Below are 22,039 nucleotides of genomic sequence, written 5' to 3' on the forward strand. Positions count from 1 at the left end.
AGAATGATTACACTACATTGAATAAAACCCCTATTCCTTGTTTTGTCTTTCCGTGATGATGTGCTTGAGAGCTTTATGTTAAATAAAAAACCGCGTGTGCCTGCGCCTGTTCAAATTCCAACTCAGCTCAGTTTTTTACACGGCTTTAAAGATTATCTCATTGCACAAACCGTCAGCCCACACACCCGAAATGCTTATCTCTCTGACTTATTGCAGTGCAGCGAGTGTAGTCGGGTGAGCATGCCTGAATGGAGCAGTGACGATGTCGCCGATGTTCTGCTGACCCTCACCAAGCAAGGCAAAAGCCCGCGCTCCATTGCGCGCTGTCTGTCTGCTCTGCGTTCTTTTTTTAAGTTTCTACGGGAACAAAAACTGCGTTCAGACAACCCTGTCGCACTACATAAAACACCCAAAATTGGCCGTGCACTGCCTAAAGATTTGTCTGAGCAAGACGTGGATGCCTTAATCCAAGCTCCAGATATTGAAACCGCTCTCGGACTCCGTGATCGTGCCATGTTTGAAGTGTTGTATGCCTGTGGTTTACGTGTATCTGAGCTACTGAATCTACGCCTAGACTTAATCAATTTGAAACAAGGCTATTTAAGGATTACGGGTAAGGGCAATAAAGAAAGACTGGTACCTTTGGGGCAAATCGCAGTGGAATGGGTCGAAAAATACTTAATTGAATCCCGTCCGCAATTATATAAATCTGCAACTGACTATCTATTTTTAACTCAACATGGCGGCATTATGAGTCGGCAAAACTTTTGGTACGCCATTAAACGCTATGCCTTACAAGCAGGGATTCAGGCTGAACTATCTCCACACACCTTACGACATGCTTTTGCAACGCATTTACTCAATCACGGTGCTGACTTGCGTGTGGTACAAATGTTATTGGGACATAGTGATCTGTCCACGACACAAATTTACACCCATGTCGCACAAGTGCGTATGCAACAACTACATGCCAGCCATCACCCAAGGGCTTAAGGTCTTGATCATCCATAACTTAAGGCTGTTTTTAGCACGAAGACTACGAAGTATTACCGAGTCCTGTACTTTTTTTGCTATGCTTGGCGCTCTGTTTTTATAAAGTCAAAAGAAAAAGGGTTATCTATGTTATTTACCCGTAAACCATTGTTCATTGCCTGTGCCATTGCTTCAAGTGTTCTATTTACAGCATGTTCAAATAACACTGAAGAAAAAAAACAAGACTCTTTAACGGCAAGTGCACCAGCCACAGGTGAAGCGTCGACTTTGACGGAACGCAATGCAAAGCAACGTTTAATTGACACTCTTCAAAAGCATTTCAAAACAGCCAATATCAATGCCAAAATCATCGATATCAAAACCACTGAAGTGCCAAATTTATTTTGGGTCAATCTTGAAGGGATGAGCTCGGTTTATACCACGGCAGATGGTAAATATATTATCCAAGGTGATGTGATTCGCTTGGGCGATAAAACACTCCACAACGTCAGCGACAACCTGCAAGCTGAAGCCAACAAAAAGCTTCTAGCAGGGCTCAAAACTGAAGACCTACTGGTTTATAAAGCCAAAGACAAGACCAAACATGTGGTTTATGTCTTTACCGATGCCAGCTGTCCATACTGCCATAAACTGCACGAGCATATCCCTGAAATCACAGCTCAAGGCATTGAAGTGCGTTACATTGCATGGCCGCGTGGCGAACAGTTCATGCCAGCCATGGAAAGTGTGTGGTGTAGTGCAGACCGTCAAGCTGCCTTTGATCAAGCGATTTCAGGTGCTCAACTTCCACCAGCGACCTGTAAAAATCCAGTGCGAGATCAATACCAGTTGGGTCTGAACATGGGCGTAAATGGGACACCTGCGATCTACAATGAAGATGGTGAATATCTCGGTGGCTATTTGGCCCCAAGTGAATTATTAAATCGCCTTAAATAACTAGGGTGTGTTGACACTTTTAGCTTAAAAAAATAGCGAAGTAGTAAAATCAAATCGCCAAACCCAATTTTACTATTCGCTATGCCTCGTACCATGCTGACAGATCAACACTGGCAAAAGTTGAAAGTTATTCTGCGTAATTTATCCATTCACCACAACTCAAATTTACGCAATTTTATTGAAGCTATTCTCTATAGAATTAGAACAGGCTGTCCGTGGCGAGATATTCCTTGTTGTTTTGGTCATTCAAACTCTATTTTCAAACGTTTTAATCGTTGGTCAAGCAGCGGTAAGTTACTTAGATTATTCAAATTACTAGCCTCATGCCCCGATATGGAGTGGATTTTTATTGATGGCTCTCATGTACGTGCTCATCAACATTCTGCCGGCATAGCGAATCAATCTATTTCTAAAGGTGTAGGAGGAAACTCCTCAAAAATACATTTGATTGTTGATGCACATGGCAATCCTATTGATTTCATGATTACCGATGGAACCACACATGATGTTAAAGTTGCACCTGATTTAATATCAACATTAGATTTAAAAGAGACAAAAGTGGTATGTGCAGATAAAGGCTATGATTCAGAACCACTGCGTGAACAGATCAGGAAAACAGGGACTAAAGCGAATATACCAAAGAAAACAAATAGCCAATCGAACAATGACCATATGGACTGGTATTTATATAAAATCAGGCATTTAGTTGAAAATATGTTTTGTAGATTAAAGCAATTTAGAGGAATAGCTACTCGATATGACAAGCTCAAAAGAAATTATCAAAGTTCTGTTGCTTTAGCCTGTATATTTTTATGGCTACCTTTATAGGGTTAATTATGAACAGTAAATGTCAACAGACCCTAATTTTTATTTGTTATTTAACTAATATTTATAGTTAAACATAAAATGATTTCTTTCCTAGAGTCTCACAGTTTTTTTAGCTATGATCTAGGCTTGGTTCAATATATATAAGTAAATTGGAGTGTGACGTGAAACCAGTTCGTCTGGCAATCCTCGGTCTTGGTACTGTGGGTGGTGGTGCCCTTAAACTACTAAAAGAAAATGCTGCTGAGATTAAACGTCGCACCGGTCGTGAAATTCAAATTACCTATGTCGGCACACGCCGCCCTCGTCCAGACTTAGATTTAGGCGATGAGGTCAAGCAAAGTGCTGACTTACTCGACATTGTGCGTCAGCCTGATGTCGATGTTGTGGTTGAAGTGATGGGTGGCATCCATCCTGCATATGAAGTGATTAAAGAAGCCATTTTGCATGGTAAACAAGTCGTCACCGCGAACAAAGCTTTACTTGCTGAACATGGTAATGAGCTATTCAAATTGGCGGATGACAATGCCGTGCAAATCGCCTATGAAGCTGCGGTTGCAGGGGGCATTCCCATCATTAAAGTGATGCGCGAAGGTCTAGCTGCAAACAAGATTAATTGGTTAGCGGGTATCATCAATGGTACAGGCAACTTTATTCTGACTGAAATGCGTGAAAAAGGTCGTGCTTTTGCCGATGTGCTCAAAGAAGCACAAGAGCTGGGTTATGCCGAAGCTGATCCAACTTTTGATGTCGAAGGCATTGATGCTGCACATAAACTCACGATTTTAGCATCGTGTGCTTTTGGTATTCCGCTACAGTTTGACAAAGTCTATACCGAAGGCATCAGTAAAATCACAGCACAAGATGTGAAATATGCTGAAGAGCTGGGTTTCCGTATTAAGCACTTGGGGATTGCGCGCCGCGCAGCGAATGGCATCGAACTTCGAGTTCACCCAACCTTGATCCCTGCGGAAGAACTGATTGCCAATGTCAACGGTGTTAAAAATGCTGTCTTGGTACAAGCCCATGCTGTCGGTCCAACCCTGTACTATGGCGCAGGCGCAGGCGCGGGCCCAACCGCTTCTGCGGTCGTTGCAGATGTCATTGATATCGTCCGTGATATCTCTTATACCGAAGATGGTGCTGGAACGATTCCACAATTGGCTTTCGAAGCACTGACCAATGTGCCCATTTTAAGCCGTGAAGAAATGACTACAGGTTATTACATTCGGATTAATGCAGAAGATCAAACTGGCGTCTTGGCCGATGTAACCACGATTCTCAGTCGTGCAGGCATCAGTATCGATGCCATCATGCAACAACCACGCTTAAAAGACCTTATTCCAATCGTGATTTTGACTGATCCAGTCGTTGAATCAAAAATGGACGAGGCACTTGCTCAAATTCAAGCCTTACCCGTCATTCATGGCGAAATCGTGCGAATTCGTTTAGAATCGCTTGATAATTAATCGGGTTGAGGAAAAGAACGCTCTTCTCTTCCTCACCAAGCTCTACACACAATTGGAACATCATCATGTCGAATGCCAATCGTTATACTGGTTTAGTTGACCGTTATCGCGACCGTTTACCAGTGTCTGCAACTACTCGCGCTATTTCTTTGGGTGAAGGTAATACGCCACTGATTAAACTCGAGAACATTCCACGTTTAATTGGCAAAAATGTTGAAATTTATGTGAAGTACGAGGGCTTAAACCCGACTGGTTCATTTAAAGACCGTGGTATGACCATGGCAGTCACTAAAGCCGTTGAAGAAGGCTCAAAAGCCATTATCTGTGCATCTACTGGTAATACCTCAGCTGCAGCTGCGGCTTATGCAGCGCGTGCAGGCATTAAAGCGTTTGTGTTAATCCCAGAAGGCAAAATTGCCATGGGTAAAATGGCGCAAGCAATGATGTATGGTGCCATCACCATGCAAATCCGTGGTAACTTCGATGACGGTATGCGTCTGGTTAAAGAAATTGCCGATAAAGCCCCTGTAACGATCGTAAACTCAATCAACCCGTACCGTTTGCAAGGTCAAAAAACCATTGCTTACGAAATCGTAGACGAGTTAGGCCGAGCACCAGATTACCACTGCCTACCAGTGGGTAACGCAGGGAACATTACTGCACACTGGATGGGGTATACCGAAGCGGTTGCTAACCAACCTGCGGATCAATTTGAGCAAGTGATTTACGACGCTGAAACAGATCAGTTCACGGGTCCAAAACCTGAAGGCTTACCAACTATGGTTGGTTACCAAGCAGCAGGTGCTGCGCCATTCTTACGTGGTGCACCCGTTGAGAACCCTGAAACAGTTGCAACGGCAATCCGTATTGGTAATCCACAAAGCTGGAGCCATGCTAAAGCAGTGGTTCGTGACTCTCAAGGTTGGTTCGATGAACTGACTGATGCTGAAATCTTAGAAGCACAACGTTTGCTTTCAATGTATGAAGGTGTCTTTGTAGAACCTGCTTCTGCAGCATCGATTGGCGGTGCAATCCGTGACATCAAAGCAGGTAAAATTGCGGAAGGTTCCGTGATTGTCTGTACCGTGACAGGTAATGGCCTAAAAGACCCAGATACTGCGATCAAACAGTGTTCTGATGCAGTCATGCTGTCAATCGATGCAACTTTAGAACAAGTTCGCGATTCAATTCTTTCAAACATGTAATTGAGAGAAGACAAAAAAGCCCTGCATCTGCAGGGCTTTTTTATGACTCAATTTTTGTTGTTGAGTGAGCAAAAACAAAGTCGGGTTAAATACGTTTTGGTAATTGGCTCGCCCAGTTCATTAGGCGTGTTGCATCATTGGTACGTGCTGCAGATGAGTCCGCGCCCAATAACACCACCACTGCTGGACGGTTATTTAAAGTGGTATGCATTACCACACAACGACCGGCTTCATTAATGAAACCTGTTTTTGAAATATTAATATTCCAACCACCATTACGAACCAAGGCATTGGTATTGTTTGATTTTAATACACGATAGCCCAAGTTAAAGTCATAGCTGGCTGTGGTTGAGAACTGACGAATCAGACCATACTGTGATGCGGCATTGACCAAAATACCCAAGTCACGTGCTGAAGCGACATTACCTGGATGTAGACCTGTCGACTCCATATAATGGGTTGAATTCATACCCAAAGATTTGGCTTTGGCATTCATCGCCGAAACAAAGGCTGAGCGACCACCCGGATACGTCCGTGCAAGCGCCGATGCTGCTGGGTTTTCTGACTTCATTAATGCAAATAACAATGCCTCTGCACGGTTCATACTGTCCCCTGCACGCAGGGACGAGCTTGAACTTTTACAACCCGAACACGAAAAGTCCGCTTGCTGTAAAGTAATGTTTTCAGACATATTTAAACGCGCATCTGAAATCACCACCGCCGTCATCAACTTAGTAATCGAGGCAATCGGCAGCGCGGTATTACTGTTTTTACTGTACAGTACTTCACCTGTATTGCCATCCATCACCAGTGCTGCACGAGCATTGACACTGGGTTGGTTGGAATATTTCGAGGTATCGAAAATTTGTACTGTTTTCGAGGTACTGTTGTTTGTTACCACACCATTGGAACTGCGAATACTGGTAGTGACTTTTGTTGAACCCTTAGGAGCGTACTCTTCAGGATCTTCCATGAGATCATCATTCAGAAACTGTTCTGCATCTGCTGCAGACCAGCTCATGCTTGCTTGGCTAGGGCCCGAGCCCGGATTCATCACCAAGTCTGCAAAGCTATGGGTACTGACCGTCGTTGCAATCGACCATCCCAATAGATGCATTAAAAATTTATTTGATTTTTTCACTTTTCTTCACTCAACTTCATAACCCATAAGATACATTTGCGTATTCACGCCAATATGCCTTACATTTGTACACAATGCGAACAGCATTGCCGTCGACAGCGTGCATATCTTTTCAAATAAGCCTAAGAATAGGATTGCTAATTTTGTCGTTTCATTGCAAGCTTATTTTGCTTTATGTAACAAAAAATATGGTTTTTATAGTGAGGAAGAGCTAGGTGATCACAGTTTTAGTGGTAGATGACCATGAGTTAGTACGTACAGGGATTTGTCGAATGCTCGAGGACCATGCCGATGTTCAAGTCATTGGCCAAGCTGAATCTGGTGAAGAAGCAATTAACCTCGTCCGTCAATATCACCCGAATGTGGTTCTGTTAGATGTCAACATGCCAGGCATCGGTGGAGTTGAAACCACACGCCGCTTACTACAAACCGCACCCGAAACCAAAGTACTGGCGGTCAGTGGTCTAGCTGAAGAACCTTATCCTTCCCTGTTACTCAAAGCTGGCGCCAAAGGCTACATTACCAAAGGTGCGCCCGTGACCGAAATGGTCCGTGCGATTAATAAAGTGATGCAAGGCGGTAAATATTTCAGCGCTGATATTGCTGAACAACTGGCCAGTTCTTATCTATCGGATACACAAACCTCACCTTTTGATGCTCTGTCTGAACGTGAAATGCAGGTGGCGATGATGGTTGTGAATTGCATCAGTGCACAAGAAATTTCTGACAAGCTTTTTGTCAGCGTAAAAACGGTCAATACCTACCGTTACCGAATTTTTGAAAAGCTCAATATCGACAGTGATGTGAAGCTGACTCACCTTGCTATTCGTTATGGCTTAATCAAACCCTGATGCAAGCTGACTAACACCCGCATGCTGCAATACTCAACCAATATTCAGTTAAATCAATACCGTTTAGGTGTTTGGTATGCGTCTTATCGACTGTTTATTGGCTGCTGTTTGTTGTTGGTTTATCTACTGACCTATGAGCAGTTGTTTTCAAATTATCAATATCCAATATTGTATCGTTCTGTCCTGATTGGCTTTATTTTTATCAGTGCCTTTCAGCTATTGAGCCTCAAGCATGTGCGCAAGCGCATACCACTTCAGCTCACCTTGTTGTTTATCATCGATGTCATTAGCCTCAGCTTACTCACTTTGGCCACCGACGGTCCGAACTTACAGTTAAGCTTATTGTTTGTGATCACGATCTTTGCCTCTTGTGTATTGGTCGATAAACAAAAAGCACTCATCATTACCTTGATTGCTGTGATTACACTGGTTTATCAACACTTTATTGGAACGCTATTTTCAATTAGTTCACTGAATACCATTGGCAACAGTGCCGTGCTCGCCTTTTTGTTCTTTGTGGTTTATGGGTCTGGACAAATTGCAGTACGACGTTTTCAAGTCCTTGAAAATTTAAACTTCTATCAGTCCCAAGAACTGGATCAACTGCAAAACATTAACCGTTATATTTTAGAGCAAACCGAGCTCGGCTATTTGGTTCTCGATGAAAACTGCCACATGGTGCTGAGTAATCCTGCAGCCTGTGCATTATTGGGTATCTCCCCGATTTATGCTCACGATAAATATCCTTTGTACAAAGCACAGCCTGATTTATTTGAACTCCTCAAATTCGACCAACTGAAGAATGGAGAAAAATTCCAATTTACATCCCAGCTGAGTCGCTTTCAAATTCAGATCGAAATTCAAAAACTTCAAGTCCCGAACCAAACACTGACCTTATTCGTCCTACAAGATGCACAAAAAATTAATCAACGTGTACAACAACTCAAGCTGGCTGCACTGGGTCAACTTTCTGCCAGTATTGCCCATGAAATCCGCAATCCATTGGCTGCCATCACCCAAGCCAATGAATTGATGCAGGTGAACGATCCTGAGCAAGCCCTGTTACAGAACATGATCGCCAAACAAGCCTCACGGATTGATAAAATTATTGGCGATACACTGAGCATGGCACGCAGTAAAGAAACCTATCCAACCTTGATTGATGTCGCCGCTTTTTTAGAACGTTTTATCGTTGAAGATTTGCCCGATGTCAAAGATCAAATTGATTACCGCATTTCCGATCAAGCTCAGATTCAGTTTGATGAACAACAACTGAGGCAAGTGCTGATCAACCTGATTCGAAATGCCATTCGGCATAATGCAGCTGAAGCCGAGCACATTCACATTCGAGTCTATAGCTATAAAAACCTCGTCCACATTGATGTCTGCGATTTTGGTGAAGGGGTCGCCACTCAGGATCAAAGCACCCTGTTTCAACCGTTTTTTAGTACCTCAATCAATGGAACTGGGTTAGGATTATATTTATCCCATAGTTTCTGCGAAGCCAACCAAGCTAAGCTATACTATGTAGAACAAAAAATAGGGGCATGCTTTCGGATTGAATGCCCCCGTATAAACAATGACGTGTAATTTTTGGGGTTAAACGTGGAAAAAAAACCACTTGTTTTATTGGTGGATGACGAACAAGACTTATGTACACTGATGCAAATGTCTTTAAGTCGGATGGGGATTGATACACGTATTGCCTATCGCTTACAGGAGGCTGTTCAAGCACTTAAAACACATCAATATGATGCCTGTCTGACAGATTTGAATTTACCTGATGGTAATGGATTAACGCTGGTGGATTTTATTGCTCAAAATTATCCTAATCTACCTGTAGCTGTATTAACTGCTTATGGCAACATGGATATTGCGATTGCAGCACTTAAAGCTGGTGCTTTTGATTTTGTCAGTAAACCGATCAACCAAAAACATTTAGAGCAACTTTTACAAAAAGCCTTTAATCAGCCCATCAGTCATCTGCATATCCAAGAAGATACGCTTGAACATCGTCTGCTGATTGGTCAGTCCCTTCCTATTCAACAGCTACGTATCACCTTAAAGAAAATTGCACGCTCGCAAGCCCCTGTCTTTATTACGGGTGAATCAGGCACTGGCAAAGAAGTGGTGGCTAATCTGGTACATCGCCTGAGCAATCGCAATGAAGGGCCATTTATTGCCATTAACTGCGGTGCCATACCGACCGAACTGATGGAAAGTGAATTGTTTGGACACCGTAAAGGCAGCTTCACAGGGGCCACTCAAGACAAACAAGGGCTGATTCTCTCTGCACATGGCGGCAGTTTATTTTTAGATGAAATTGCCGAGTTACCGCTCACTATGCAGGTGAAACTGCTGCGCGCGGTACAAGAAAAACGCATTCGCCCAATTGGGAGTGACACGGAAATTGATGTCGATTTTCGTGTGATTAGTGCCAGCCATCAAGACCTAGAAGCACTGGTACAACAAGGCAAGTTCCGTCAGGATTTGTACTTCCGCATCCATGTCATGGACATTGTGCTGCCTGCCCTACGTGAGCGTGGCAATGACATTATTCTTTTAGCACAACATTTCATTCAGAAAATCTGCCAAGAATGGGACATCCCAGTCAAACCACTGAGTGAACGTGCACGTGAGTTTTTATTGGCCCAATATTATCCAGGCAATGTGCGTGAACTACGCAATATGATGGAACGTGCCATCACTTTAAGTGATGAAAGCAGTATCGACTTACCACACTTGCAAACAGCACCACTGCGACCGATTGCTCAGACCAACTATGCCAATGCCACCCAACAAGGTACTATTGGCAATGATCAACTTAGCCATGTGCCTTCGCGTAAATTGCCCGAAGAGGGTTTAGAGCTGTATTTAGAAAAAATTGAAAAAGAAATTTTGATGAATGCGCTCAATCTCACCCACTGGAACCGAACACTAGCGGCTAAAAAGCTCGGCATGTCTTTCCGTTCTTTACGTTATCGCTTGAAGAAATTCGGGCTAGATGGCGAAGACGATTCCGTTTAGAGACTTAACGACGATTCATTAAAATCTCTGCCACATGTTCAACATAGCTTTCGTCTTTGAGTTCATGTGGCATTGGGTACACCTGATTTGGCGCAATCCCCACCCCCTCAATCATTTGCCCACTTGGGGTGTAATAGTGTGACACGGTCATTTGCAGAGCTGCGCCATTCGATAGTGGAAATAGTTTTTGCACCACGCCCTTACCATAACTTTTTTCACCCATCACCCACGCCCGTCCATGCTCCTTCAACGCAGCGGTAAACACTTCCGCAGCCGATGCAGAGCGGTCATTAATCAAAATGCCCACTTTTAAATTTTGAAACTCGAGGCTAGGTAAGGCCTGAAACTGCTGATCCCCTTCGGAACGGCTTTGAGTTGAAACAATCACCCCTTGATTTAAGAATAAATCGGCAGATTCAACTGCGGCAGACAACAGCCCCCCGGGATTATTTCTGAGGTCTATCAAGACCGCTTTTAAACGCGAAGACTGGTGCTCTTCAATCAGTTGCTGAATTTCATTGGCCGTATCCTGTTGGAACACCCGCACCTTGAGCACCAAAACTTGGTTATTCAACAGTTGCGCCTGGATATCGGTTTCAACTTTTCGAGTTCTGACCACATTGATTGGTGTGGCGTTGGTTTTTAATTGTAGACTGACGGTACTGCCAATCGCCCCACTGAGTAATTCATTGACTTGAACATGGTTGAGCTTGCGTAGCTCTTGATCATCCACTTTAAAAACGGAGATCCCATTTTTTAAGCCCAGTTTGCTGGAATCTGAGTCAGGTTTTAATCCACGAATCAGCCATTGTTGTAAACGGGAATCGAACTCTAAACTGAAGTCAACTGAAGCCAAATCCCCTTCAGTATATTGCACCAGTTGTTTATATTCTTGAGGAGATAAATAGCGAGAATAACGGTCTAAGCCACTAACTAAACCTTTAATGGCCTGTTGAAAGAGTGCTTCATCACTACGTTCAGCCACATAATTGTCTTTGACTAAACCGTAGATTTGCACAAATTGTTGAATGGATTCAATCGGAACCTCAACATAACCTTGTTCCAATTCATCATCAAAAGCGGGTGCTGCCGCTGTTTTTGCAACAGCCCCCATCGGGTGGATCAGAGTCAGACCTAAAGCAATCACTACACCTATTGAAGTCCACGATGCTTTTGCCATTTACCCACCCAAATTGATTTATACGTCTAATGTAATTAAGTTACGACCTTGCATGTCTGCTGGAACAGGAAGATGCATCAAGCTTAACAAGGTTGGTGCGACATCGGCCAATACGCCCCCCTCAGCAATGGTTGCTTGGGTTGGGCCAACATAGATAAAAGGCACCAATTCTGTCGTATGCTGAGTATGCACCTGACCACTGTGATAATCCTGCATTTGTTCAACATTACCATGGTCAGCCGTAATTAACATATGGCCTTTTTGTGCCATCACCGCCTCATAGACACGGCCTAAGCATAAATCAACGGCTTCAACAGCTTTCACAGCAGCATTAAATACGCCCGTATGACCCACCATATCACCGTTGGCATAGTTCACCACCAACAGATCAAACTCGCCTGAGTTAATCGCAGCCACCAATTCATCGGTTACTTCATATGCGCTCATTTCTGGCTTGAGGTCATAAGTAGCCACATTCGGTGATGGAATCAAAATACGTTTTTCACCTGGATATTCATCTTCACGACCACCACTGAAGAAGAATGTCACATGTGCATATTTCTCAGTTTCAGCAATACGTAATTGGGTTTTACCAAGGTCTGAAAGATATTCACCAATCGAGTTTTTTAATGCTTCAGGCATATACGCCACAGGCGCATCAATACTGGCTTGGTAACGTGTCAACATCACAAACTTAGATAGGTTTGGTACAACTTTACGCGCAAAGCCAGCAAAATCTTTTTCAACAAACGCTTTGGTAATTTCACGCGCACGATCCGCACGGAAATTCATAAAGACGATGCTGTCACTGTCTTGAACTTTTACGGCATCGCCAATGCGTGTTGCTTTGACAAATTCATCAGATTCGTCTGCGGCATAAGCCAATGCTAAACCTTCAACTGCTGTAGTTGCAGTACGTGTTGCTTCAGACTCTGTGAGTAAACGATAGGCTTGTTCCACACGGTCCCAACGGTTATCTCGATCCATCGCAAAATAACGACCAATCAGACTCACAATACGACCTTGATTTGGATATTGAGCAAACAATGCATCTAATTTTTCTAAAGAAGGCTGTGCACTGCGTGGCGGGGTATCACGACCATCTAAGAAGGCATGGAGATACACGGTTGCACCGCGTTTTAACGCAAGTTCAGCCATGGCAACAATGTGGTCTTCGTGTGAATGCACCCCACCTTCAGACAATAGCCCCATGATGTGCAACGCACCACCCGCTGCTTTGGCTTTTTCAACGGCATCAACCAAAACTTCATGCTCGAAAAAAGCACCCGTACGAATGTCTTTGGTGATTCGGGTAAAGTCTTGATAGAGCACACGCCCTGCACCCAAGTTCATGTGGCCCACTTCAGAGTTGCCCATTTGGCCATCTGGCAGACCCACGTCTTCACCAGAACCTGAAATTAAGCTATTCGGATGCTTTGCTTCAATCGCTGTTAAATTCGGTCGATTTGCTGCTAAAAAAGCATTGTCTTCGATCGCTTCACGGTGTCCCACACCATCCATAATGACCAGTACGTGAGGGATTTTGCCAGCAGTTGCATCCGCCATAATAAGCACTCTTTTTTTGTCTACAAATTCATCGCTCTATCTTACCGAATTTTCGGTCAAGACTCTATGCAGGCATGATGGTTTAACACCATCATCCGCATTGTTTTCTTCAATATCGTACAGTTATCGCGCACGTTGTAATAAATAACCACCTGCGACAAACATCAGTAAAATCGGCACAAAAACAAACCATGCGGGTGAAGGCGAATACACCAAACTTGCATAACCCAAGAAGTCTTGTAGGTAAAAGAAACCTAAGCCTGTAAACAGTGCAATCACCAAACGAAAGCCCATCGATTGTTGGCGCAGTGGACCAAAAATAAAGGAACAGGCGATCAATACCAAAGCAATCAAGGCAAATGGAGACGCCACTTTCTGCCAAAAAGCCAACTGATAAGTTTTAGGCACTTGGCTGTATTCATGCATATAGCTCATGAAACTGACCAATTGACTCGGTGAAAGGTCTTCAGGATCAATCGTCACCATGTGCACATATTTCGGCTGCAGTGCCAATGCCAAAGGCGTTTCAGCGGCCTTTTGTGCCGTAGCATTGCCTGTCGGCAGCAAATCAACTTGGGCGGTATTTTCTAAAATCCAATGACCATCTTGCACAAACTGACCTTGCTCAGCATTTAAAACGCCTTTCAAACGAGCATTATTATCAAAGTCGACCACTTGCACATTTTTCAGCTGACCTTGAGAATTGGCATAATCAACATAAATAAAACGCTGCCCTTCTCGTGTCCAGTAACCACGTACTTCACCAAGTTCAGCCACAGTTCGATGGCTTTTCACACCTTTAGCTTGCTCATTGGTATAAGGAATCACCCATTCACTTAAAGCGAATGACAGTACCACCAAAATTAAAGCCGAACGAATCACCCAACCAACAATCCGCCAAAGACTCACCCCCACCGAGCGCATCACAATCAGCTCACTGTTTGAAGCCAAAGTGCCCAGTCCCAGTACCGAGCCAATTAACGCGGCAATCGGTAGAATCTCATAGAGATATTGCGGTGCTCCCCACAGTACATAACGTAAAGCATCCCAAACGCCATAACCTTCTTTAAGAGAGCCTAACTCACCCAAATAGGTAAATAGAATTTGCAAGACCGATAAAATAGCGGTAGCACCCAGCATCGCCATCGCGGTGGTTTTGGTCACATGTTTTGCGACTATACGACGTGCGAACATGATTAAGACCCCGCTCGTTGTAATGTTTTCTTAATTTTTGGGGCAAGCTTTTGCTTACGCGAAAACAAAGCCGCTGCTATCGCATAGATCACCAAGATCATTGGATAAGCCCAAATCCCCATTTCTTCCTTACTGACTCGAGTTTTAATGGCCATCAAAGCCACGATTAAACTGGCAAAAATAAGCAATGCAGGGAACAACTTTAAATAACGGCCTTGGCGTGGGCTCACTTCAGATAAAGCCACAGCAAGGAGCAACGCCACTACAATGGCAAACGGTACAAAAATACGCCAGCCCAACTCACTCGCCACAACAGGATCATTACGATTATCCCAAAGTTTCATGGTGGACAATGCTTCAACATCGGCACTTTCAAACTTTGCTTCTTTATCATTTTCTAAACGTAGGCGATAAGACTGAAACTCGGCTTGGCTATAACGCGGCTGTCCCGGATAAATTTCATAACGGCGACCTTGCACCAAATCCACCACATTGGCTGGATCGTTTTCAATTTCAACCCGCGTGGCTTCTTTGGCCAAAATCATCACATCAGGCTTACCTTCTGCTTCAGCGCGTTGATAGAAGAAGATATCTTTGAGGTTTTTACGGTCTTCGGATAAATCACCCGCATAAATGGTATAGGGACCCGATGAAATAAACTCTTTGGGTCGAACCAAATCAAAACCAGTACGCACCGCCTGACTGGTGGTGAGTTGCTCAAACTGACGAACACCCCACGGTGCCATCCATAGCATCAGCACTGCCTGAACGGCAAGAAACACCACGGTCATAGGAATCAGCAGTCGCCCCAATTGGTTACGACTGACGCCACTACCATTGAGTACTGCCATTTCATGATCGACATACAAACGACCAAAAACCAGCATCAGCCCAATAAAAAAGCCTAGAGGAAGAATCAGCGTTAAAAATTCAGGCAAACGATAGCCAATAATGCTAAATAAAATACCTGCATCTAAGCGACCCTGCGCGGCTACGCCAAAATACTTGATCAAACGACCGCCCATCATGATCAAGGTCAATAAGGCGATCACAACCAAGGATGTCGACACCACTTGTTTGACCAGATAACGCCGAATAATCAAATTAATTCTTCCAAAAATAGGTGAATAAAAACTAGCGCTAGTTTACCCGAATAGTGAAAATATAAAACCTGTACTCTTGTTGCACTTTGCAACTCTATTCATGTTAATGTTTCAGTGGTTTAATCATTTTCAAACTTTATAAGGCTTAAATAAAACTTATGAAACTCTCTATTAATACGTCATTCACAGAGAATACGTCTAGCCAATTTTTGTTGATATTAGTAGATTCTGAAAACACGCAACATCTTGCAAATGCTTATCAAATTAATGATTTAAACAACTTAATTGAAGCGACTCAGTTTAAAGCTGTGTTCAATGAAACCTTGAGCCTCATTGGTCAAATTCCTGCAAGCCCCAATGCAGCCTTGGTGGGTGTCGGGAAAGCAGCTGAATTACAAGCAGCAAAGCTGGTGAAAATTGCTCAAACCATTATCAAAGCTTCACAAAAAAAATTCAAACACATCAGCCTTGACCTTTCAGCCCTTCCAGCTGAACTCCATTATTTATTTGCCCTCAGTTTGACGCAAGCGGCATATGCTTTTGATGAATTCAAATCAAAAAAAGCCGACAACGTACTTGAACAGATCAGCCTGATTGCCGCTGAGTCGCCGCTGAATGCTGCACAACTTAAACTGATTGAAGCTGTGCAGTCAGGTCAAAGCTTTGCACGTGACTTAGGCAACCGTCCGGGCAATATCTGCTTCCCTGAATATTTGGCAGAGCAAGCCTTAGAACTGGCAGCCCAATATCCTGACCTACTCCGTGTTAATGTCCTTGATGAGCAACAAATGGCTGATCTGGGCATGCATTCCTTCCTTGCGGTGAGCAAAGGTTCAGACCGCCCAGGCCGTATTATTACCCTTGAGTATCAAGCTGAACGTACTGAAGCCCCAGTGGTCTTGGTCGGTAAAGGAATCACCTTTGATACAGGTGGCATTTCATTGAAGCCGGGTGCTGGTATGGATGAAATGAAATACGACATGTGTGGTGCAGCATCGGTTCTAGGGACGCTCCGTGCCCTGTGTGAATCACGTTTAGCCATTCATGTCGTAGGTACGATTGCGGCAGCTGAAAATATGCCTTCAGGCAAAGCTACGCGTCCAGGTGACATCGTGAGCACCATGAGTGGTCAAACCGTTGAAATTTTAAATACCGATGCAGAAGGTCGTTTGGTGCTGTGCGATACATTGACCTATGTGAAGCGCTTTAACCCTGAACTGGTCATTGATATTGCAACCTTAACGGGCGCCTGTGTCGTGGCACTCGGTTCAGTCTTAACGGGTATGTTTACCCCAGACGACAAACTGGCGGCCGAACTATCTGAAGCAGGTCAAAATAGCTTTGACCGCGTCTGGCGCATGCCTGTGATTGATGACTATCAAGAACAGCTAGACTCTCCATTTGCCGATATTGCCAATATTGGCGGGCCTAAAGCCGGTGCTGTAACTGCAGCGTGCTTCTTGCAACGTTTCACCCGTGATTACCGCTGGGCGCATTTGGACATCGCAGGTACAGCATGGAACTCGGGTGCCAATAAAGGGGCAACCGGTCGCCCAGTACCCTTATTGATGCAATTCTTAGCTCATCGTGCGCAGTCTAATGGCTAATATTAGCTTTTATCTATTTGAACAAAGTCCTGAACGACAAGTCGAAAGTGCTTGTCGTTTATGTCGTAAAATCTTGCGTCAGCCAGAGCGAATCTGGCTGTATGCAAGCGACCCTGAACTACAACAGCAATTGGATGAACGTTTGTGGAGTTTTGATGATACGAGCTTTATTCCACATGGCATTAATCAAATCGATGCGCGCATTTGTATCTCAGCCCAACTGCCTGAGCAATCCGATTGGATTGTGTTCAATTTTAACGATCAAGCTCTTGAACAGTTCGAAAAATTTAGCCACATTATAGAAATTATTGAAAATAACGAATCGGCCAAACAACAAGGTCGTGAAAAATTTAAACAATATAGACGTCTCGGGGTTGAAGCTCGAACCTTCAAGCTTTAAATGATTCCCCCGTCTAAATAAGGAGATGCGTAGTGGCATTGAATGTTGGTCCAGATTTTAAACAGCGCTGGTTAAATGTACCTGATGCTGTTCGTCAGGCCTTTATTGATGACCTGAGTCGCGTCTGCGATGTACTCAAACCTGAAACAGGTTTGCACAGTTGGATTGAACAAGACCAACGCGCTCAAGCCGTCTCGACCCAGAAAATTGAACAAGCGTATGCCGATCTGAAAGCACAGCTGATTGAAGAAGCGCGAATTCGTAAACAACAAGCGTTGGAAAAATCACTAGCAGACAAACGCGCAGCGCAGGAAGCTTATGCGGAAAGCCTCAAAAAAGACGAAATCCGTCAGTTCAATGAGCAAACCCAAGCTTTAAATGTGATGCGTCAAAGTGTCGATCAAGAAATTTTGAGCTACACCGCACGCTACGAGAAAACACCTGAACAAGCTCTGGACTATGCCAAAGGTAAATTTGGCATAGATGACTCACAAATTTTGTCTGAGTTAGAAAGTGTCCGTTTACGTTTAGAGCTTGAAGCGGAAACCTTAATTGAAGAGTCTGTAGCCAGCTACCGCAGTAAGCTGCAAGCCGCGGCTCAAGAAGAAATTGACTATATTTTGAAAAATTCAGACTTTTCTGATGAAGTGGTGTCCAATTCTGCTTAACAGGCCTAAGCTTCCACTTAAACTCACTTCGGTGAGTTTTTTTATGCACCCTTGTTTTGCTCGGCTGATGTGCTCTGTCTCGATCTCAAACCAACACATCAACCATAAATGATAAGGTATTGCCCACACCATAACCAATCGCCAACAAACTACCAATCCAAATCAGGCCACCAGTCACGTTGTACCACATAAAAGTCGCCAAACTCATATGCCCTGCGCCCGCAGCAAAAGGCGCGAAAGAACGTACAAAAGGAATAAAACGTGCTACTAAAATGGTTTTACCGCCATGCTTTAAGAAATATTGATTGGTCTTCATCATATATTCGGGTTTCAGCCAACGCGAATGCTGATGGGCAAATTTAAAGCCCAGCTTCTGACCAGTATAATAATTGACGATATAGCCCAATACGGCAGCAATCATCATCAAAATACCCATGGTATGGATATGGATTAAATCCGAGCTGGAACATAAGGCACCAATGGCAATCAGTAAACTGTCACCCGGCAAAAAGAACATAAAAACGAAACCAGTTTCTGCAAAAATAATCAGAAAAAGAATCGCATAAATCCAAAGGCCGTATTCTGCAAGCAGTACGGGCAATAATTGTTCTAGATGGAGAAAAAAATCAATCATTGTCACCGATCCGTGCAATGAACTGCGTACTATCTTTCATCATACTCAATTGCTTACCTATTAATTTCAAAAGAAAAACTCCCTCATTTTGGGCAAATAGGGAGCTCATCTTTTGTCTATTCTTGCTGCAATCTAAACGATTTTTCTATTTCAAGAAACCATTTTGTGCCAAAAAGTCTAAACTAATTTTAGATTGTGGGGGAGTTTCCGCAGCCTTATCACCCATCATCAAACGTTCAATGTAGCGTGCTAACACATCCACTTCAAGGTTCACTTGACTGCCTGCCTTCCACGTTCCAATGTTGGTTCGTTCAGCCGTATGCGGAATTAAATTGAGGCTTAAAATACGCCCACGCAAATGATTAATGGTTAAACTGATTCCATCAACCGTGATCGAGCCTTTTTCTGCCAAGTAACGTGCAATCTCAGCTGGCGCAGTCACTTCAAAATAAAGCGAACGTGCATCTTCACGCACAACGGTGATTTCACCCACAGCATCGACATGACCTGACACAATGTGTCCACCAAAACGTGTGGTGGGCAACATCGCCTTTTCCACATTAACACGTTGTCCAACTTTCCAGTGGGCCAGTGTGGTTCGGTTTAAACTTTCACGTGAGACATCGGCAGCATACCAGTGCTCACCCCAGTCAATCACTGTGAGGCAAATGCCATTGGTGGCAATCGAGTCACCCAAATGTACATCTGACATATCAAGATCTGTACCAATGCGCAACCGCACATCGCCACCGACATTTTGTACGCTTTCAACTGTGCCCAGACTTTCGATGATCCCTGTAAACATTTCTGATTTCTACCTACCTCTATATTTTTACCACAGCGCCAACTGTGTCGTAACCCCAGATGTATCGACCCCGCCCAATTCGGCATAATGGTACAACTGCCCCAGTAGCTGACGAATTGGCGGACCTGACTTGGCATGGGTATCCGTGATCACAATAAACTCTAACACACGCGCACGCTCAGACTGACGCTGCTTACTCACGCGATAACGCGGTACATCCTGCGTTAATAAAGTCACGCGACCTCGCTCCAAATTGGCTTTGAGCAAGTCCCCTGCTTCAATATTACCATCGGTTGAATAACTGGTCAGAATGTAACGTGCATTGATGGTCGAAAGTAATTTTTCATATGCCTCTTTGGCATACTTTGACGAGTTATAAGGACTCGGACGCTCTTTGCGCCACGCACGGTCAATTCCGCTTTTAAAACCTTTGGTGTCTGGTGTTGGTAAATCTACCTGATCCCATAAGGTTAAAGCATTTAAGACATGATAATTACTGCTGTAGGCATGCTGGTTATAGGGTGGATCTAGATAAGCTACATCGACCTCAAAACTGCTCATTTGGTTGGCCAAATGCTGCGCATCGACACACCACATTTCAGCCATCGGATTCTTTTGCTTATTATCACCCACTTCACTAAAACGACTTGGAGTTAACCACAACAAGGATTCAATCCGCTCTAGCGCTGTTTGGGTTTTACCGCCCCAACCATGGTGGAAACTTTTAAAGACGCCGGAAGTATTGCTGACAAAACTTGCAGAATACAGCAGCGGTGCTAGTAAAGCAGACATCTCCACATCATCGATTGCCCCTTGTGCCTGCCATGTGGCAATTTGCTGACGAATCGCATCAATGCGCATGCCGTTGCGACGTTTGAAGAACAAACGATCTCGGCTTGGATCATAAATTTCATCATTTCGCGGACACAGATTATGCGTTACCCAGCCCTTAACTTCAGGCAAGCGGTTTAAATAATCAATGGCTTTTTGATAACCACCCAACTCTTTAAATGCAGGCGCTTCGGTACAAGCCAAAATGGCATGGTTCAGGGCATGGCTATACGGCTCCCAGTCATTGGCAATCACGCGATAACCATTTTGACGCGCCAAACGCGAGACCACGCCCGAACCCGCAAAGAAGTCGGCAAAAATAGGCGCACGACCATCTGCACGGTTTAAAGTCCCTGTACTCTCAAGCGCCTCTAAAATCAGATGCAACAGACGGCGCTTATTCCCCAAATAAGGAACAAGTTGATGAAAGAGATATTCATCGGTGGTACGTGCCGCGTGACGACGTTTATGATAAACCGTAGACTCTGAACTCATAATGACTCTTGAGAAGGGATAAGCGTTAAGCGCACATCATCACCGAATTGTGTGACATCCATAAGCTTAAAGCGGAGTTGCTCTGCCATCTGAGAAAACTCAGCATTGAACATTGCACGTGCAGACTGACCCAATAAGGTCGGTGCAACATAACTAATCATTTCATCGACCAACTTTTCTTGTAAAAAAGCCGTCGATAACGTTGCACCTGCCTCAACCATGACATCATAAATTTGATGCGATTGAACCAACTGCTTTAATAACTGATCTAAAGGCTGTACAGCAAACTGTAGCACGCCTAAATCAGCCAATGCTTGCCGATAAGGCCCCATCACCATCACGGTATCCGGCTGCTGTAAAATTTGGGCCGTCAGAGGCAAGCGGCCTTGACGGTCGAACACCAGACGTTTCGGTTGTACAACCGTTGTCAGATCCGTAACACCCTGAAGCTGTCTGACATTGAGCTGAGGATCATCGGCCAGTATAGTTTCAATCCCCGTGATCACGACGCCAGAAATGGCACGAAAATGCTGAACATCTAAACGTGCGTCTGAGCCTGTAATCCATTTTGACTCACCCGAAGCCATCGCCGTTCGACCATCTAAACTAGAGGCAACTTTTAAACGCACATAAGGCATGCCAGTAGCCATGGCTTTTAAAAAGCCCGCATTCAACTGATGCGCTTCGGCTTGGCAAATACCGACATCGACCTCAATGCCTGCTTCTTTTAAGATTTGTACCCCTTTACCGGCCACCAAGGGGTTGGGATCTGGACAGGCAATCACAACCCGCGCCACACCTGCCTCGACCAAACCTTTGGCACACGGCGGTGTACGCCCATAATGTGCACAAGGTTCTAAAGTGACATAAGCCGTTGCGCCTTGGGTCTGTTCGCCCGCTTCGCGCATCGCAAAAACTTCTGCATGGGGCTGACCCGCTTTAGGGTGATAACCCGTCCCCAGCAACAGCCCATCTTTGACAATGACACAGCCTACATTTGGATTTGGCTTGGTGCTGTATTGACCTTGCAGTGCTAAAGCAATCGCTTGTTTCATCCAAGCTTGGTCGGCGTGTAAAGCACTGGACTGTAATTCAGACATGGATGCCAA

Annotated in this window: 19 protein-coding genes and 1 pseudogene; 11 read left to right on the forward strand and 9 right to left on the reverse strand. The window is 44.3% G+C overall.

What is annotated here, in order from left to right; translation table 11 throughout:
* Positions 1–75 precede the first annotated feature (75 nt).
* The 5 genes and pseudogenes from xerD to thrC all read left to right on the forward strand — a co-directional run bounded on the left by xerD (position 76) and on the right by thrC (position 5,428).
* Positions 76–993, forward strand: a complete 918-nt coding sequence (gene xerD, locus ACSC9N_RS15945) for a site-specific tyrosine recombinase XerD (RefSeq protein WP_010325702.1) — start codon at positions 76–78, stop codon at positions 991–993.
* 126 nt (positions 994–1,119) lie between these two features.
* Positions 1,120–1,929 (forward strand): DsbC family protein, encoded by an 810-nt coding sequence (locus ACSC9N_RS15950; protein WP_010325701.1) that lies wholly within the window; start codon positions 1,120–1,122, stop codon positions 1,927–1,929.
* Between the two features lie 81 nt (positions 1,930–2,010).
* Positions 2,011–2,776 (forward strand): annotated as a pseudogene (locus ACSC9N_RS15955) (IS5-like element ISAba31 family transposase).
* Positions 2,777–2,918: 142 nt separating this feature from the next.
* Positions 2,919–4,223, forward strand: coding sequence for a homoserine dehydrogenase (locus tag ACSC9N_RS15960; protein ID WP_010325700.1), 1,305 nt, complete (start codon positions 2,919–2,921; stop codon positions 4,221–4,223).
* 65 nt (positions 4,224–4,288) lie between these two features.
* Entirely contained in the window at positions 4,289–5,428 is a 1,140-nt protein-coding gene (thrC, locus tag ACSC9N_RS15965; protein ID WP_010325699.1) for a threonine synthase, read from the forward strand.
* Between the two features lie 85 nt (positions 5,429–5,513).
* Here the strand turns inward: thrC and ACSC9N_RS15970 are convergent, their stop codons facing one another.
* Positions 5,514–6,569 carry a serine hydrolase gene (locus tag ACSC9N_RS15970; RefSeq protein ID WP_010325698.1) on the reverse strand — a complete coding sequence of 352 codons (1,056 nt, stop codon included), beginning with the start codon at positions 6,567–6,569 and terminating at the stop codon, positions 5,514–5,516.
* A 215-nt stretch (positions 6,570–6,784) separates the two neighbouring features.
* Between ACSC9N_RS15970 and gacA the strand changes: the two genes are divergently transcribed.
* From gacA to ACSC9N_RS15985, 3 genes are all read left to right on the forward strand, one after another.
* Positions 6,785–7,420, forward strand: a complete 636-nt coding sequence (gene gacA / locus ACSC9N_RS15975) for a response regulator transcription factor GacA (RefSeq protein ID WP_010325697.1) — start codon at positions 6,785–6,787, stop codon at positions 7,418–7,420.
* A gap of 21 nt (positions 7,421–7,441) precedes the next feature.
* Positions 7,442–9,010, forward strand: a complete 1,569-nt coding sequence (locus ACSC9N_RS15980) for a sensor histidine kinase (protein WP_439036092.1) — start codon at positions 7,442–7,444, stop codon at positions 9,008–9,010.
* A gap of 72 nt (positions 9,011–9,082) precedes the next feature.
* Positions 9,083–10,447: a sigma-54-dependent transcriptional regulator gene (locus tag ACSC9N_RS15985; protein ID WP_395442680.1), complete on the forward strand. Its 1,365-nt coding sequence runs from the start codon at positions 9,083–9,085 to the stop codon at positions 10,445–10,447.
* A 4-nt stretch (positions 10,448–10,451) separates the two neighbouring features.
* On the opposite strand, the gene ACSC9N_RS15990 is transcribed toward ACSC9N_RS15985, so the two are convergent.
* From ACSC9N_RS15990 to lptF, 4 genes are all read right to left on the reverse strand, one after another.
* Positions 10,452–11,627 carry a S41 family peptidase gene (locus ACSC9N_RS15990; protein ID WP_010325694.1) on the reverse strand — a complete coding sequence of 392 codons (1,176 nt, stop codon included), beginning with the start codon at positions 11,625–11,627 and terminating at the stop codon, positions 10,452–10,454.
* An 18-nt stretch (positions 11,628–11,645) separates the two neighbouring features.
* Positions 11,646–13,193 (reverse strand): 2,3-bisphosphoglycerate-independent phosphoglycerate mutase, encoded by a 1,548-nt coding sequence (gene gpmI / locus ACSC9N_RS15995; RefSeq protein WP_010325693.1) that lies wholly within the window; start codon positions 13,191–13,193, stop codon positions 11,646–11,648.
* Positions 13,194–13,316: 123 nt separating this feature from the next.
* Positions 13,317–14,387 carry an LPS export ABC transporter permease LptG gene (lptG, locus tag ACSC9N_RS16000; RefSeq protein WP_130234828.1) on the reverse strand — a complete coding sequence of 357 codons (1,071 nt, stop codon included), beginning with the start codon at positions 14,385–14,387 and terminating at the stop codon, positions 13,317–13,319.
* Between the two features lie 2 nt (positions 14,388–14,389).
* Complete coding sequence (gene lptF, locus ACSC9N_RS16005) at positions 14,390–15,490, reverse strand: LPS export ABC transporter permease LptF (protein ID WP_010325691.1); 1,101 nt, start codon at positions 15,488–15,490, stop codon at positions 14,390–14,392.
* 158 nt (positions 15,491–15,648) lie between these two features.
* Here lptF and ACSC9N_RS16010 point away from each other — a divergent pair, with 158 nt between their 5' ends.
* From ACSC9N_RS16010 to blhA, 3 genes are read left to right on the forward strand one after another with little or no spacing between them, the layout of a single operon-like run.
* Positions 15,649–17,097 (forward strand): leucyl aminopeptidase, encoded by a 1,449-nt coding sequence (locus ACSC9N_RS16010; protein WP_010325690.1) that lies wholly within the window; start codon positions 15,649–15,651, stop codon positions 17,095–17,097.
* Positions 17,090–17,497, forward strand: a complete 408-nt coding sequence (locus ACSC9N_RS16015; RefSeq protein ID WP_010325689.1) for a DNA polymerase III subunit chi — start codon at positions 17,090–17,092, stop codon at positions 17,495–17,497. The genes ACSC9N_RS16010 and ACSC9N_RS16015 overlap by 8 nt, the downstream gene beginning before the upstream one ends.
* A 32-nt stretch (positions 17,498–17,529) precedes the next feature.
* On the forward strand, positions 17,530–18,165 hold the full coding sequence (blhA, locus tag ACSC9N_RS16020) for a cell division protein BlhA (protein WP_010325688.1): 636 nt from the start codon (positions 17,530–17,532) through the stop codon (positions 18,163–18,165).
* Between the two features lie 85 nt (positions 18,166–18,250).
* Here blhA and ACSC9N_RS16025 read toward each other — a convergent pair whose 3' ends face one another.
* The 4 genes from ACSC9N_RS16025 to ribD all read right to left on the reverse strand — a co-directional run bounded on the left by ACSC9N_RS16025 (position 18,251) and on the right by ribD (position 22,030).
* Positions 18,251–18,799 carry a VTT domain-containing protein gene (locus ACSC9N_RS16025; RefSeq protein ID WP_004692848.1) on the reverse strand — a complete coding sequence of 183 codons (549 nt, stop codon included), beginning with the start codon at positions 18,797–18,799 and terminating at the stop codon, positions 18,251–18,253.
* Positions 18,800–18,944: 145 nt separating this feature from the next.
* On the reverse strand, positions 18,945–19,604 hold the full coding sequence (locus tag ACSC9N_RS16030) for a riboflavin synthase (protein WP_010325687.1): 660 nt from the start codon (positions 19,602–19,604) through the stop codon (positions 18,945–18,947).
* Between the two features lie 27 nt (positions 19,605–19,631).
* On the reverse strand, positions 19,632–20,930 hold the full coding sequence (locus ACSC9N_RS16035; RefSeq protein ID WP_004692850.1) for a DNA adenine methylase: 1,299 nt from the start codon (positions 20,928–20,930) through the stop codon (positions 19,632–19,634).
* Complete coding sequence (ribD, locus tag ACSC9N_RS16040; RefSeq protein ID WP_010325685.1) at positions 20,927–22,030, reverse strand: bifunctional diaminohydroxyphosphoribosylaminopyrimidine deaminase/5-amino-6-(5-phosphoribosylamino)uracil reductase RibD; 1,104 nt, start codon at positions 22,028–22,030, stop codon at positions 20,927–20,929. The genes ACSC9N_RS16035 and ribD overlap by 4 nt, the downstream gene beginning before the upstream one ends.
* Between the last annotated feature and the right edge of the window lie 9 nt (positions 22,031–22,039).

Source organism: Acinetobacter sp. PC34 (assembly GCF_051789135.1).
Taxonomy (GTDB): Bacteria; Pseudomonadota; Gammaproteobacteria; order Pseudomonadales; family Moraxellaceae; genus Acinetobacter; species Acinetobacter johnsonii.